The 12576-nt window shown below is 74.3% G+C and carries 14 protein-coding genes; 10 read left to right on the forward strand and 4 right to left on the reverse strand.

The features are described 5' to 3' along the window. Positions 1 to 20: 20 nt before the first annotated feature. On the reverse strand, positions 21 to 839 hold the full coding sequence (locus tag FHR36_RS34735) for a barstar family protein (RefSeq protein ID WP_253803920.1): 819 nt from the start codon (positions 837 to 839) through the stop codon (positions 21 to 23). A gap of 94 nt (positions 840 to 933) precedes the next feature. On the opposite strand from FHR36_RS34735, the gene FHR36_RS34740 reads away from it, so the two are divergent. From FHR36_RS34740 to FHR36_RS34775, 8 genes are all read left to right on the forward strand, one after another. Next, positions 934 to 1617 carry a DUF429 domain-containing protein gene (locus FHR36_RS34740; RefSeq protein ID WP_253803922.1) on the forward strand — a complete coding sequence of 228 codons (684 nt, stop codon included), beginning with the start codon at positions 934 to 936 and terminating at the stop codon, positions 1615 to 1617. 69 nt (positions 1618 to 1686) lie between these two features. Then, the gene (locus tag FHR36_RS34745; protein ID WP_253803924.1) at positions 1687 to 3027 is read left to right on the forward strand and encodes a cryptochrome/photolyase family protein; all 1341 of its coding nucleotides are present in this window, start codon (positions 1687 to 1689) and stop codon (positions 3025 to 3027) included. A 61-nt stretch (positions 3028 to 3088) separates the two neighbouring features. Beyond that, the gene (locus tag FHR36_RS34750) at positions 3089 to 4582 is read left to right on the forward strand and encodes an SDR family oxidoreductase (protein ID WP_253803926.1); all 1494 of its coding nucleotides are present in this window, start codon (positions 3089 to 3091) and stop codon (positions 4580 to 4582) included. A gap of 101 nt (positions 4583 to 4683) precedes the next feature. Continuing rightward, positions 4684 to 5670 (forward strand): aldo/keto reductase, encoded by a 987-nt coding sequence (locus FHR36_RS34755; RefSeq protein ID WP_253803927.1) that lies wholly within the window; start codon positions 4684 to 4686, stop codon positions 5668 to 5670. Between the two features lie 57 nt (positions 5671 to 5727). Continuing rightward, positions 5728 to 6084, forward strand: a complete 357-nt coding sequence (locus FHR36_RS34760; protein ID WP_253803929.1) for an immunity 51 family protein — start codon at positions 5728 to 5730, stop codon at positions 6082 to 6084. Between the two features lie 72 nt (positions 6085 to 6156). After that, positions 6157 to 6819: a GNAT family N-acetyltransferase gene (locus FHR36_RS34765; protein WP_253803930.1), complete on the forward strand. Its 663-nt coding sequence runs from the start codon at positions 6157 to 6159 to the stop codon at positions 6817 to 6819. Between the two features lie 10 nt (positions 6820 to 6829). Next, positions 6830 to 7324, forward strand: a complete 495-nt coding sequence (locus FHR36_RS34770) for a hypothetical protein (protein WP_253803931.1) — start codon at positions 6830 to 6832, stop codon at positions 7322 to 7324. Between the two features lie 169 nt (positions 7325 to 7493). Next, positions 7494 to 8702, forward strand: a complete 1209-nt coding sequence (locus FHR36_RS34775; RefSeq protein WP_253803932.1) for a glycosyltransferase — start codon at positions 7494 to 7496, stop codon at positions 8700 to 8702. A 7-nt stretch (positions 8703 to 8709) separates the two neighbouring features. Here FHR36_RS34775 and FHR36_RS34780 read toward each other — a convergent pair whose 3' ends face one another. Both FHR36_RS34780 and FHR36_RS34785 read right to left on the reverse strand, forming a co-directional pair. Further along, positions 8710 to 9279 (reverse strand): dihydrofolate reductase family protein, encoded by a 570-nt coding sequence (locus FHR36_RS34780; RefSeq protein WP_253803934.1) that lies wholly within the window; start codon positions 9277 to 9279, stop codon positions 8710 to 8712. 158 nt (positions 9280 to 9437) lie between these two features. Continuing rightward, on the reverse strand, positions 9438 to 10184 hold the full coding sequence (locus FHR36_RS34785; protein ID WP_253803936.1) for a dienelactone hydrolase family protein: 747 nt from the start codon (positions 10182 to 10184) through the stop codon (positions 9438 to 9440). Between the two features lie 171 nt (positions 10185 to 10355). On the opposite strand from FHR36_RS34785, the gene FHR36_RS34790 reads away from it, so the two are divergent. Continuing rightward, positions 10356 to 10859: a DinB family protein gene (locus tag FHR36_RS34790; RefSeq protein WP_253803938.1), complete on the forward strand. Its 504-nt coding sequence runs from the start codon at positions 10356 to 10358 to the stop codon at positions 10857 to 10859. A 42-nt stretch (positions 10860 to 10901) separates the two neighbouring features. On the opposite strand, the gene FHR36_RS34795 is transcribed toward FHR36_RS34790, so the two are convergent. After that, entirely contained in the window at positions 10902 to 11780 is an 879-nt protein-coding gene (locus FHR36_RS34795; protein WP_253803940.1) for a VOC family protein, read from the reverse strand. A gap of 379 nt (positions 11781 to 12159) precedes the next feature. Here FHR36_RS34795 and FHR36_RS34800 point away from each other — a divergent pair, with 379 nt between their 5' ends. Beyond that, entirely contained in the window at positions 12160 to 12573 is a 414-nt protein-coding gene (locus tag FHR36_RS34800; RefSeq protein WP_253803943.1) for an STAS domain-containing protein, read from the forward strand. The last annotated feature ends 3 nt before the right edge of the window (positions 12574 to 12576 follow it).

A 12576-nucleotide genomic window follows, 5' to 3' on the forward strand; every position in this document is an offset into this window, starting at 1 on the left:
GCGGGCCCGGGGACCGGCTGTCACTGGAGGACGACGCTCACGCCCCGTTCCTCGAAGATCTCCAGGAGCAGGTCGAACAGCGCGACCTCGCGATCGCCGACGGGAAGGCGCTCCACCAAGCGTGCCCGAGCCTCCGCCGAGGAGTTCCAGAGCAGAGTGAAGGGGGCAGTGGCGCCCCAGCCACCGAAGAGACAGTCGTCCAGCGCGTCGAGGTTCCAGCCGAAGTATCCGCCGGGGCCGTTGACGGCTTCACCGATCGCACAGTAGAAGCTGTCCCTGTCGACGACGTGCCGGCCGTCCAGGGCGAACACCTGGCCCGCCGGGGCATCGGGCCTTCCCCGACGTTGGTACTCCCGGGACCACAGCGCCACCGACAGCCACGCGCGTCTGTCCTCGGGCGTGAGGTCGTGCCACATGCCGGTGCGGTTCAGGTGGCCCGTACGGACCAGGTCCCAGGCTCGTTCCGCTCCGGGCAGGGCGTTGTCGCACCACAGGGTCACCGTGAGGTCGACGAGGCCGGTTCCGCGGATGGAGGGTTCGACGTCGACGACGGTGAGCTCGTTGACGAAGTAGGACCCCATGGTGGCACCCTCGCCGTCGAGAAGGGCGAGCGAGGCGTTCCCGGCCATGGCGCGACGACGGCCGACATGACCGACGCTCTTCAGCAGGCCGCCCTGCGGGAGGCACCCTTCGAGGTGCACGCGGCGTGCGCCGTCCTCGTGCGGCAGAGGTGTGAAGAGCCCCTCGGCCTCGTGAGCGGAGCCCCAGAAGTCGCTGTCGTCCTCGTCCGAGGTGAGCGCGTACTTCTGCCCCTCGCCGTCCCGTACTGATGCTCGCATCGCAGCCCCCCATGAGTGCGCTGATCCTACCGACTCCCGGCGGCTGCGCGCGTCGCTGCGGCGCCTGCGTCGAGCGGAGGGGCAGAGTGGTGGGGTGACGGTTCTCGGGGTCGACGGGTGCCGCGGTGGATGGGTCGGGATCGCGCTGGTGGACGGCCGGTTCCAGCGGGCGTGGTTCGAGCGGACGCTGGCGGAGTTGCTCGGACGCGTGCCGGAGGCGGAGGTGGTCGCGGTCGACATTCCGCTCGGCCTGCTGGAGACCGGCCGGCGCCAGGCGGAGGCGCTGGCCCGGCCGCTGCTCAGCCCGCACGGCAGCCGGATCTTCTCGGTGCCACCGCGGGCGGCGTGGGTGGAGAGCGACAACGACCGGGCCGCGGCCGACCGGATCAGCCGGCAGTTCGGCGGCGGCGGGATGAGCGCGCAGACGTGGGGGCTGAAGGAGAAGGTCCGCGACGCGCGGCCGTGCTGGGAGGCCGAGCCGCAGCGGCTGATCGAGGTCCACCCCGAGCTGTCGTTCCGCGAGCTGGCCGGCGGGGCCACCGTCCGGCCCGGCAAGAAGACGTGGAACGGGACGGCGGTCCGGCGCCGGCTGCTGGCGGCGGCGGGCATCGTGCTGCCGGACGACCTCGGCGGGGCGGGCACCGTCCCGCCCGACGACTGCCTGGACGCGGCGGCCGCCGCCTGGAGCGCGCAGCGGTACCTCGAGGGCCGGGCGGTGAGCCTGCCCGACCCGCCCGAGCCGGACCGGCTGGGCCGTCCGGTCGCCGTGCGGTACTGACCGGGAGGAGTAAACAGTGCGCAAACGGTGCGACTGGCCGCGGGCGGGCCGGGTGGCGAGGGTGAGAGCGTGACCGTCGCCATCGCCCTGTTCACCCAGGACCTCCGCCTGCACGACCACCCCGTCCTGCACGCCGCCCGCAACGCCGCGGACCGGGTGGTGCCGCTGTTCGTCCGGGACCCGCGGGTGGACGCCGCCGGGTTCGCCGCCCCCAACCGGCTGGCGTTCCTCGCCGACTGCCTCGCCGACCTGGACGGCTCGCTGCGCGCGATCGGCTCCCGGCTGACCGTCCGCCGCGGCGACACCGCCGAGGAGACCGCCCGCCTGGCCACCGAACTCGGCGCCGCCACCGTCCACGTCGCCGCCGGCGTCACCGCCTTCGCCCAGCGCCGGGAGAACGGACTGCGCACGGCGCTCGGCGACCGGCTCCAGGTCCACGACGGCGTGCTGACGGTCCAGCCGCCCGGCCGGGTGACCCCCGCCGGGCGCGACCACTACGCGGTGTTCACCCCGTACCACCGGGCCTGGCAGCAGGCCCACCGCCGACCCGTGCTGCCCGCGCCCCGCGCCCTGCACACCCCCGAGGACGTCCCCGGCGAGCCCCTGCCGACCGCCCCGGCCCGGGGCGTGTCGCCCGGCCTGCCGCCCGGCGGGGAGCACGCCGCCCGCAGCCGCCGCCAGCACTGGGACGTGGACGGCTACGCCGACCTGCACGACGACCTGGCCGCCGACGCCACCTCCCACCTCTCGCCCTACCTGCACTTCGGCTGCCTCTCCCCGAACGAACTGGTCGCCCTCGCCGAACGGCGCGGCGGCCCCGGCGCGGAGGCGTTCGTCCGCCAGCTCGCCTGGCGCGACTTCCACCACCAGGTGCTCGCCGCCCGGCCGGAGGCCGCCCACTCCGACTACCGCACCCGCCACGACCGGTGGCACCACGACGAGAAGGAGGCCGAGGCCTGGCGGCAGGGCCGCACCGGCTACCCGATCGTCGACGCGGGCCTGCGCCAACTCGCCCACCAGGGCTGGATGCACAACCGGGCCCGGCTGCTCACCGCCTGCTTCCTCGCCAAGTCGCTCCACCTGGACTGGCGGATCGGCGCCGCGCACTTCCTCGCCCTGCTGGTCGACGGCGACGTGGCCAACAACCAGCTGAACTGGCAGTGGGTCGCCGGCACCGGCACCGACACCCGGCCCAACCGCGTCCTCAACCCGCTGCTCCAGGCCGACCGGTACGACCCCGACGGCACGTACGTCCGCCGCTGGGTGCCCGAACTGGCCGCCGTCCCCGGGCGGGCCGTGCACCGGCCCTGGCAGCTGCCCGACCGCGACCGGTGCCCCGACTACCCCGACCCGATCATCCCGCCCGACACGCTCACCCAGCGGCTGCGCAGCGCCCGCGGCCTGGACTGACCGGCCGACCGGCGCCCGACGCGAGGCGCCGGGCACGCCGGGTACCGGAGGAGGAACCGCAATGCCGGAGCCGGACGCCCCACCCGCCGCACGGCACTGCCTGGTGACCGGCGCGACCGGCTACCTCGGCGGCCGCCTGGTCCCCGAACTGCTCGCCGCCGGCCACACCGTGCGCTGCCTGGTGCGCGACCCCGGACGGCTGCGCGACCAGCCCTGGCGGGCCGAGGTCTCCACCGCCACCGGCGACGTCACCCGGCCCGCCACCCTGCCCGGGGCCTTCGACTCCATCGACGTGGCCTACTACCTGGTCCACTCCCTCGGCACCGGGGCGGACTTCGAGACCACCGACCGGGAGGCCGCCCGGGCCTTCGGCGCGGCCGCCGCCGCGGCCGGCGTGCGCCGGATCGTCTACCTCGGCGGGCTGATCCCGGCCGGCGTGCCCGCCACGGAACTCTCCCCGCACCTGCGCTCGCGCGCCGAGGTCGGCCGGATGCTGCGGGACAGCGGCGTCCCCACCGCCGAACTGCGCGCCGCCGTCATCATCGGCTCCGGCTCGGCCTCCTTCGAAATGCTCCGCTACCTCACCGAACGGCTCCCCGCCATGGTGACCCCGCGCTGGGTCGACACCCGGATCCAGCCCATCGCCGTCCGCGACGTGCTCCGCTACCTGGTCGGTGCGGCCGGCCTGCCCGCCGACGTCAACCGCACCTTCGACCTCGGCGGACCCGAGATCCTGACATACCGGCGGATGATGGAGCGCTACGCCCGGGTCGCCGGACTGCCCCGGCGGGTGATCGTCCCGGTCCCGGTGCTCACCCCGCGCCTGTCCAGCCACTGGGTCGGGCTGGTCACCCCCGTCCCCGACCGGATCGCCCGCCCGCTGGTCGAATCGCTGCGCCACGAGGTGGTCTGCGCCGAGCACGACATCGCCCGCCACGTCCCCGACCCGCCGGCCGGGCTGATCGGCTTCGACGACGCGGTCGCCCTCGCCCTGCGCCGGATCCGCGACGCCCAGGTCGCCACCCGCTGGTCCTCCGCCAGCGTGCCCGGCGCCCCCAGCGACCCGCTGCCCACCGACCCCGACTGGGCCGGCGGCAGCCTCTACCAGGACGTCCGCGAACTCGCCGTCGACGCCTCGCCCGCCGCCCTGTGGCGCGTCGTCGAAGGCATCGGCGGCGACAACGGCTGGTACTCCTTCCCGCTCGCCTGGGCGCTGCGCGGCCTCCTCGACCGCCTCGCCGGCGGCGTCGGCCTGCGGCGCGGGCGGCGCGACCCCGCTCGGCTGCGGGTCGGCGACTCGCTCGACTTCTGGCGCGTCGAGGAGATCGACCCCGGACGGCTGCTGCGGCTGCGCGCCGAGATGCGGCTGCCCGGACTCGCCTGGCTGGAGCTGTCCGTCGAACCGGACCGCGGCGGCGCCCGCTACCGGCAGCGGGCCCTGTTCCACCCCCGCGGACTCGCCGGACACGCCTACTGGTGGTCGGTCGCGCCCTTCCACACCCTGGTGTTCGGCGCCATGGCGCGCAACATCGCCCGCCGCGCGGGCGCGACCTGACGCAGTCCGCCGCGGTTTCCCGGCGCCGGCCGGAGGCGCGGTTAGGGTGGCGTACGACGGCGGTCCGTCGGCGGTCCGTCGGCGTCCGGAGAGGTGTGGAGATGGAACAGCGCGTACTCGGTCGCACCGGCCGACCCGTCTCGGTGGTGGGACTGGGCACCTGGCAGCTCGGCGCCGACTGGGGCGAGGTGGACGAGGGCGAGGCGCTCACCGTCCTCGACTCCGCCGTCGCCGGCGGCGTCACCTTCTTCGACACCGCCGACGTGTACGGCGACGGCCGCAGCGAACAGCTCATCGGCCAGTACCTGAACACCGCCGGCCGCGACGCCGACATCCTCGTCGCCACCAAGCTCGGCCGCCGACTGCCGCCGGCGCCCGAGAACTACGTCATGGACAACTTCCGCCCCTGGGTGGAGCGTTCACTGCGCAACCTGGGTGTCGACCGGCTCGACCTGGTCCAGCTGCACTGCCCGCCCACCCCCGTCTACTCCACCGACGCGGTCTACGACGCCCTCGACACCCTGGTCGCCGAACAGAAGATCGCCGCCTACGGGGTCAGCGTCGAGACCTGCGACGAGGCACTCACCGCCATCGCCCGGCCCGGCGTCGCCAGCGTCCAGATCATCCTCAACCCGTTCCGGCTCAAGCCGCTCGAGCGGGTGCTGCCCGCCGCGTCGGCCGCGGGGGTCGGGATCATCGCCCGCGTCCCGCTCGCCTCCGGCCTGCTCTCCGGGCGCTACACCAAGGACACCGTCTTCGCCGCCGACGACCACCGCACCTACAACCGCGACGGCTCCTCCTTCGACCAGGGCGAGACCTTCTCCGGCGTCGACTTCGCCACCGGCGTCGAGGCCGCCGCCGAGTTCGGCGAACTCGCCCCCGCCGGCGCCACCCCCGCCCAGACCGCCCTGCGCTGGATCGTCCAGCAGCCCGGCGTCACCTCCGTCATCCCCGGCGCCCGCACCCCCGCCCAGGCCCGCGCCAACGCCGGCGCCGGCGACCTCCCCGCCCTCCCGGACTCCACCCTGGACGCCGTCCGCGACCTCTACGACCGGCGCATCCGCACCCAGGTCCACCACCGCTGGTGAACCACCCTGCCCGGCCGAGCCGCGCCGCTGTCGGTGGCGACGGCTACGGTCGGGCGCATGACCGATCGTGAGAGCTTCGCGCCGCTGGTGTTCTTCGAGTACGACCACCGGCCGGGGACGTACTGCCTGATGCTGAGCGACCACCACATGGTGGACGTCGAGGACGTGTTCGAGGCGTGCGGGCAGTACGGCAACGGCTACGGCTGGGAGGGCGTGGCCCGCTCCGCACTGCGCGAACGGGCCCCCGAGCTGGCCGACCGGCTCGCCTTCGACCCGGAGGCCGGCACCTTCGTCGCCCACGGCAGCGACGCCGACGCCCTCCGACGCCTCGGCGGCCTGCTCCGCGACGCCTTCCACGACCGGGCGCTGCTCGCCGCACTCATCGAGGCCGGCGACCCGGACTGGTTCGACTGACCGCACCGGCTCGGCGGACGGGTGAGTGGAAATTCGGATGAGGAAGGGCGCCGGGCAGCGGGAGAATTCCGCATGCTGATCGACCACTGGCCCCTGCTGGGCCTACGCCTGACCACACCCCGCCTGGAGCTCCGCCTGCCCGGCGACGAGGAGTTGGCCGCGCTCGCGGACCTGGCCGCCGAGGGCATCCACCCGCCGGACCGGATGCCCTTCCTGATCCCGTGGACCGACCTGCCGCCGGCCGAACGGGCCCGGTCGGTGGTCCGGCACCACTGGCTGCGCCGCGGCACCTGGACGCCGGAGGACTGGGTCCTCAACCTCGCGGTGATCGAGGACGGCCGGGTGGTCGGCCTGCAGACCCTCGCCGCCCGGTCGTTCACGGAGCTGCGGCAGGCCACCACGGCGTCCTGGCTCGGCGTCCGCCATCAGGGGCGCGGCATCGGCACCGAGATGCGGGCCGCCGTCCTGGAGTTGGCGTTCGCCGGGCTGGGCGCGCGGGAGGCCGTCTCGGGAGCGTTCACCGACAACGACGCGTCGATGGCGGTCTCCAGGAAGCTCGGCTACCGGGAGGACGGGATCGACCGTACCCTCTCGCGGGGTCGGCCGGTGACGGTGCGACGGCTCCGGCTGAGCCGGGAGGACTGGGCACTGCGGCGGTCGGTGGCGGCCGGGATCGAGGGTCTGGAGTCGTGCCTCGGGATGTTCGGGCTCGGCGCGGTGGACGGAGCGGAGTGAGGGAGCGGGGATGGGTGTACTGACGGACTGGTTCCGGGCGGCCGACGCCGAGTCGGTGGTGGCGGCGCTGATCCGGAGCGAGGGCGGGTCGCCGCTCGGCGGGCCGGGGGCCGGGTTCGCGGGGGTCGAGGCCAAGCAGGTGGATCCGACCGTGCTGCTGGGACAACTGGTCGCCGCCGTCCGGCGGATCCCCTGGCAGGTGGACCTGGTGGCGACGCGTACGGTGTGGCCGACCGGCCCCGCGCCCGGCCCGGACGGCCCCGCCGAGGAGGACGACCCGTGGCTGACCGGCCCGTGGGTGGAGGAGGTCGACGGGGCGGTCCGCGACGTCCTCGCCGACGTACCCGACCACGAGATCGCGGCGGTCGCGGCGCGGTGGGCGCGGGCGGAGGAGTGGCACGGCGCGACGGGGGAGGAACTGCGGCCGCTGGTCGAGGACCTGGTCCGGCTCGCCCGGCAGGCCCGGGCCGAGGGCGAGCGGCTGTACTGCTGGATCTGCCTGTGACCCCACCCGGCAACCGACCGCCGGCCGGTCGGTGAATGACAACGGCGGAGAGATCGCACTCCCCGCCACTATCAAGCTATAGCCCACCCGGGGGCTTGCGGCAAGACCCCGGTCATGGCGCAGGATGGTCGACCTCGGTCGGTACCTGGGGTTATGGGAGATTTGCGGTATGCGTGTGGTGTTGTCGAGTTGGGGCTCGCGCGGGGACGTCGAACCGCTGGCGGCGCTCGCCGTCCGGTTGCGGGAGCTCGGGGCGGAGGCCGTGGTGTGCGCGCCGCCGGACGAGGAGTTCGCCGCCCTGCTGGAGCGGGTCGGCGTACCGCTGGTGCCGCTCGGCCCGTCGGTGCGCTCGGTGGTCAGCGGCGCCGAACCGCCGTCGACGCAGGACGCGTTCCGGCTGGCCGCCGAGCTGGTCGCCGCCCGCTTCGAGACGCTCACCGCGGCGGCGGAGGGCAGCGACGTGCTGCTGGCGACCGGGCTGATGCCGGCCGGTGTCCGCTCGGTCGCAGAGAGGGCGGGCATCCGCTATGTGTTCGCCTGCTTCCACACCGTCGGGCTGCCGTCCCGGCACCGCCCGCCGCTGCAGCGGCCCGGCCGGCCGTCGTCGCCCGACGAGACCGACATCGAGGTGCTCTGGGACGAGGACGCGCAGCGGGTCAACGCCCTGTACGGCGAGGCGCTCAATCGCCACCGGGCGGCGATCGGCCTGCCGCCCGTGGACAACGTCCGCGACCACGTCCTCACCGAGCGGCCCTGGCTCGCGGCCGAGCCGGGCCTCGTCCCGTGGCAGGACCTGACCGACCTGGACGTCGTCCGGACCGGGGCCTGGCTCCTGTCCGACGAACGCCCCCTCCCCGACGACCTGGAGGCGTTCCTGGCCGCCGGTCCGGCGCCGGTGTACGTCGGCTTCGGCAGCATGGCGATGCGCGCCACCCCCGACCTCGCCCGGGTCGCCGTGGAGGCCGCCCGCGCCCACGGCCGCCGTATCCTGCTCGCCGGCGGCTGGGCCGGCCTCGCCCCGATCGACGACCGCGACGACTGCCACCTGGTCGGCGAGGTCAACCACCAGGCCCTGTTCCGCCGGACCGCCGCCGTCGTCCACCACGGCGGCGCCGGCACCACGACCACCGCCGCCCTGGCCGGCGCACCCCAGGTGGTGGTGCCGCAGCTGGTGGACCAGCCGTACTGGGCCGCGAGGATCGCCGAACTCGGCATCGGCGCCGCCCACGCCGGGCCCGCGCCCACCGTCGACTCGCTGACCGCCGCGCTCGCCGTGGCGCTCGCGCCCGGGACGGCCGTACGGGCGATGGCCGTGGCCGGGGCGATCCGCACCGACGGCGCGACCGTCGCCGCGAAGCGGCTGATCTCCGGGGAGTGAGCACCACCTACGCGGCGTCGGGCCGGCCGTAGTGGAGCCGGACGACGCCGTTGCCGAAGGTCCGGGTGCCGAGCAGGCGCACGGGCCGCTCGACGCCGTCCGCCGGGAACAGCGGTTTGCCGCCGCCGATCGCCACCGGGTGGACGTAGAGCCGGTACTCGTCGACCAGGTCGTGCGCCAGGAAGGCCGCGGCCAGGTCGGCCCCGCCGACCACCAGGTCGCCGCCCGGCTCGGCCTGCAGGGCGCGGACTTCGTCCGGGTCGACCTCGCGGCGGATTGTGGTGTTCCAGTCCGCGTGGTCGATCGTGCGGGAGTAGACCACCTTGGGCATCCGGCGCCAGATCGCGGCGAAGTCGGCCATCACCGGCGGACAGTCCGGCCCGGCGTCGGCGGTGGGCCAGTACGCCGCCATTAGCTCGTAGGTGACCCGGCCGCTGAGGAAGGCACCCGCGCCGCGGAGTTCTTCGTTGAGGTGCCGGTGCAGCTCCTCGTCGACGCGGTGCCAGTCGATCCGCCGGCCCGGGGCCTCGATGTGACCGTCGAGCGAGATCGACATCTGCAGGATGATCTTTCGCACCCCGGCGACCCTACGCCCACCCCCGGCCGCGGAGCCGGCGACGCGCGGTGCCGCACGCTCCCGCTCGGGCAGGCGGACGAGGAGGTGCGGGAGTCGCAAGCCGCGTTCGTCGGGTGGGCGATGGCGGTCGCCGACCGCGGGGCGGGGGCGAGGGGGCGTCAGAGGGTGCGGGCGAGGAGGGCGAGCAACGACTCCCAGTGGCGGGCGTCGCCGTCGGGGTGGTACGCGACGGTGTCGGCCTGGGTGAAGCCGTGGCCGGCGCCGGGGTAGACCTCGCAGCGGTGGCGGACGCCGGCGGCGGTGAGGGCCTTGTCGAGGCGGTCGATCTGCTCGGCGGGCAGGGAGGGGTCCTGGTCGGCGTGGCCGAAGTAGAGCTCGGCACTGACGCGGTCGGCGAGCAGGTGGGGGCTGTCCGGGGCGTCGGTGGCGAGGCCGCCGCCGTGGTAGCCGGCGGCGGCCAAGACCCGGTCGGGGTAGGTGCCGGCGGTGCGCAGGGCGAGGACGGCGCCGAGGCAGTAGCCGGTGATGCCGATCGGGCCGTCGACGGCGGCGGGGCATTCGGCGAGGAAGTTCAGGTACGCGCCGGCGTCGCGCATGGCGCGCTCGGGGGTCAGGGCGCGGACCATCGGCTCGACCTCGGACCAGACGGTCCCGGGGTCGATGACCTCCGGCAGGTCGAGGATCGGCGCCCGGCCGTGGCGGTGGAAGAGGTTGGGAACGAGCACGGTGTAGCCGGCTCCGGCGAGGCGGTCGGCCATGGTGCGCAGGTGCGGGCGCAGGCCGAAGGCGTTGCCGTAGAGGAGGACCGCGGGGTGGCGATCGCCGTCGTCCGGGTGGGCGAGGTAGGCGTCCGCGACGCCGTCGGGCGTGGTGATGTCCACGGAGGTTCCGCGTACGGTGGTCACGGTGGCCGTCCTCTCCTCGGGTGCGTGCCGGGCGGTGGCCCGCACGGCACGGTGCGGCTGATCATCCAAACATCAGGTCGGGCCCGGGGCAAGGGAGTTCGGACGTGTGCGGCCGGTGCCCGGCGGACAGGGGCAGCCGTGGGGTCGTCACCTGCTGCTAGGGTCCCGCGCATGATGAAGCGCGTGCCGTTCACCGGCGAGGAGAAGGAAAGCCTGTTCGTGGCGCTGGACCGGCACCGGGACGCGGTGCTGTGGAAGGTGCAGGGTCTGGACGACGAGCAGCTGCGCCGTCCGATGACGCCGTCCGGCACCAATCTGCTGGGCCTGGTCAAGCACCTGGCCGGAGCCGAACTGGGCTGGTTCTGCGAGACGTTCGGCCGGGAGACGGGTCCGCTGCCGTTCGACCTCGACGCCGACGACACGTCGGACATGCGGGTCGAGCCGCACGAGACGACCGAGGAGGTGCTGGCCTTCTACGCCCGCGCCCGGGCCGCCTCGGACGCGGTGATCGGCGAGTTGGACCTGGACCACCTGGGCAAGGCGTGGTTCGGTGACGCGGTGTCACTGCGCTGGGTGCTGATCCACATGGCGACCGAGACGGCGCGGCACGCGGGCCACCTGGACATCCTGCGCGAGCTGATCGACGGCGCGACCGGCGACCACGACCGCAGCTGAGCGGCGGCCGACGCCCGGTCCGGCCGCCGCTCGGGCGATGGGTCAACCAGCCGCCGGGGTGGGCGGGTTGACGGGGGTGAGCACGACGAAGTCGGCGCCCCAGGGGTCGACGCAGACGGCGAGGCGGCCGACGTCCGGGGTGTCGGCAGGCCCCATCTGGACGGTACCGCCGTTGGCGGCGACGGTGGCGACGGCGGTGTCGCAGTCGGTCACGTTGAAGACCGGGTGCCAGTACGGGCGGCCGCCGGTGAGAGCGAGCATCTCGGCGGGCAACTGCATCAGTCCGCCCTGCATCCGCTCGGTCGGCTGGTCGGCCGGCGTGATCATGCCGTAGGTGCCGCCCTCGCCGGGCAGCTCCATGTCGTCGTACCGCCAGCCGAAGACGGACCGGTAGAACGATCGGGCGGCGGCGCCGTCGGTGGTGTACAGCTCGGTCCACATCAGGCTGCCGGGGCGGTCGACGGCCTCCAGTCCCGGTGCCCGGCCGGGCTGCCAGACGGCGAACTGCCCGCCCTGCGGGTCGCTGTACTGAGCCGCGGTCGCCCAGCCGCCGCCCTCCGTCGGCGGCACCCGGACCGTGCCGCCGGCCTCCTCGACGGCGCGGGTGGTGGCCTGGGCGTCGTCGGTCCGGTAGTAGATCATCCATGCCGACCGGGCGCCCTCCTCGGTGAGCGGGCCGATCGCCCCGACCAGGTCGCCGTCCGAGCGCAGCAGCCCGAAACCGCCGGCCGACGCCTCGTCCGCGCCGCTCCCGCCGCTTCCCCCGCCGCCGCTCTCGCCGCCTCCCTCGCTCTCCTCGCCGGGCATCGGTTCGAAGTCCCAGCCGAGGACGGCGCGGTAGAAGGCCACGGCGGCCGGCACGTCCGGGGAGCCGAGGTCGAGCCAGCAGGGCGCGCCGGGGACGAATTCAGTGGTGATCATGGTGATTCCCTTCGCGGAGATCTCCGGGATTTCAGACTCGCACCGCGGACGGGGCCGCGCGCTCCGGGAGCGGGAATCGGCAATCGGCCCGGAAAACGATCTCCGCCGGTCCGCGCGGAGTCCGGTGCGGATTTCGCGAAGATCCGTCGTGCACGCCGTGTGGCGCTGATCCGATGATCCAACGCGGGAGGTAGCGGGCGGTGCGCCCGGTATCCGGAATGCTCCGAACGTCCTTGTTCCTTGCGCAAAATCGTCACCTTCGGAGCGATTGGCTGGCGTGAGACCGGGCAGAGGCCGCATGGCCGCGATTGACCGGCAGGAAATCATCCGCCGCGCCCGCAGGCATAAGGTCGATTGATCCCAGCAGAAAGGCACGAGCGTGGCACTCACCGTGAGCTACGGGGAACGGTATGGCTGGACGGTCGTCCAGGTGGCGGGCGAGGTCGACATCGCAGGCGTGGTCGCCCTGCGCGAGCGGCTTCAGCGCCTGGTCACCGACGGCAACCTGCAGCTGGTGGTGGACATCAGCAGGCTCGACTTCTGCGATTCGACCGGCTTCGCCGTCCTGGTCGCCATCCGTCGCATGCTCGCCGCCCGGCACGGCCGCCTGCGGCTCGTCCTGCCCGGCCCCGAGGTGCACACCCGCAAGATCCTCACCCTGTTCGGCATCGAGCGGATCTTCGAGGTCCACGACTCGGTCGAGGACGCCCTGGCCCAGGAGCGGACCGCGGCCTCGTCCGGACACGAAGCGGTGCCGCGGCAGCGGGACGTGGCGTCCGCCGCCGCGGACTGAGTC

This window comes from Kitasatospora cinereorecta, assembly GCF_024172095.1.
Lineage (GTDB): Bacteria > Actinomycetota > Actinomycetes > Streptomycetales > Streptomycetaceae > Kitasatospora > Kitasatospora cinereorecta.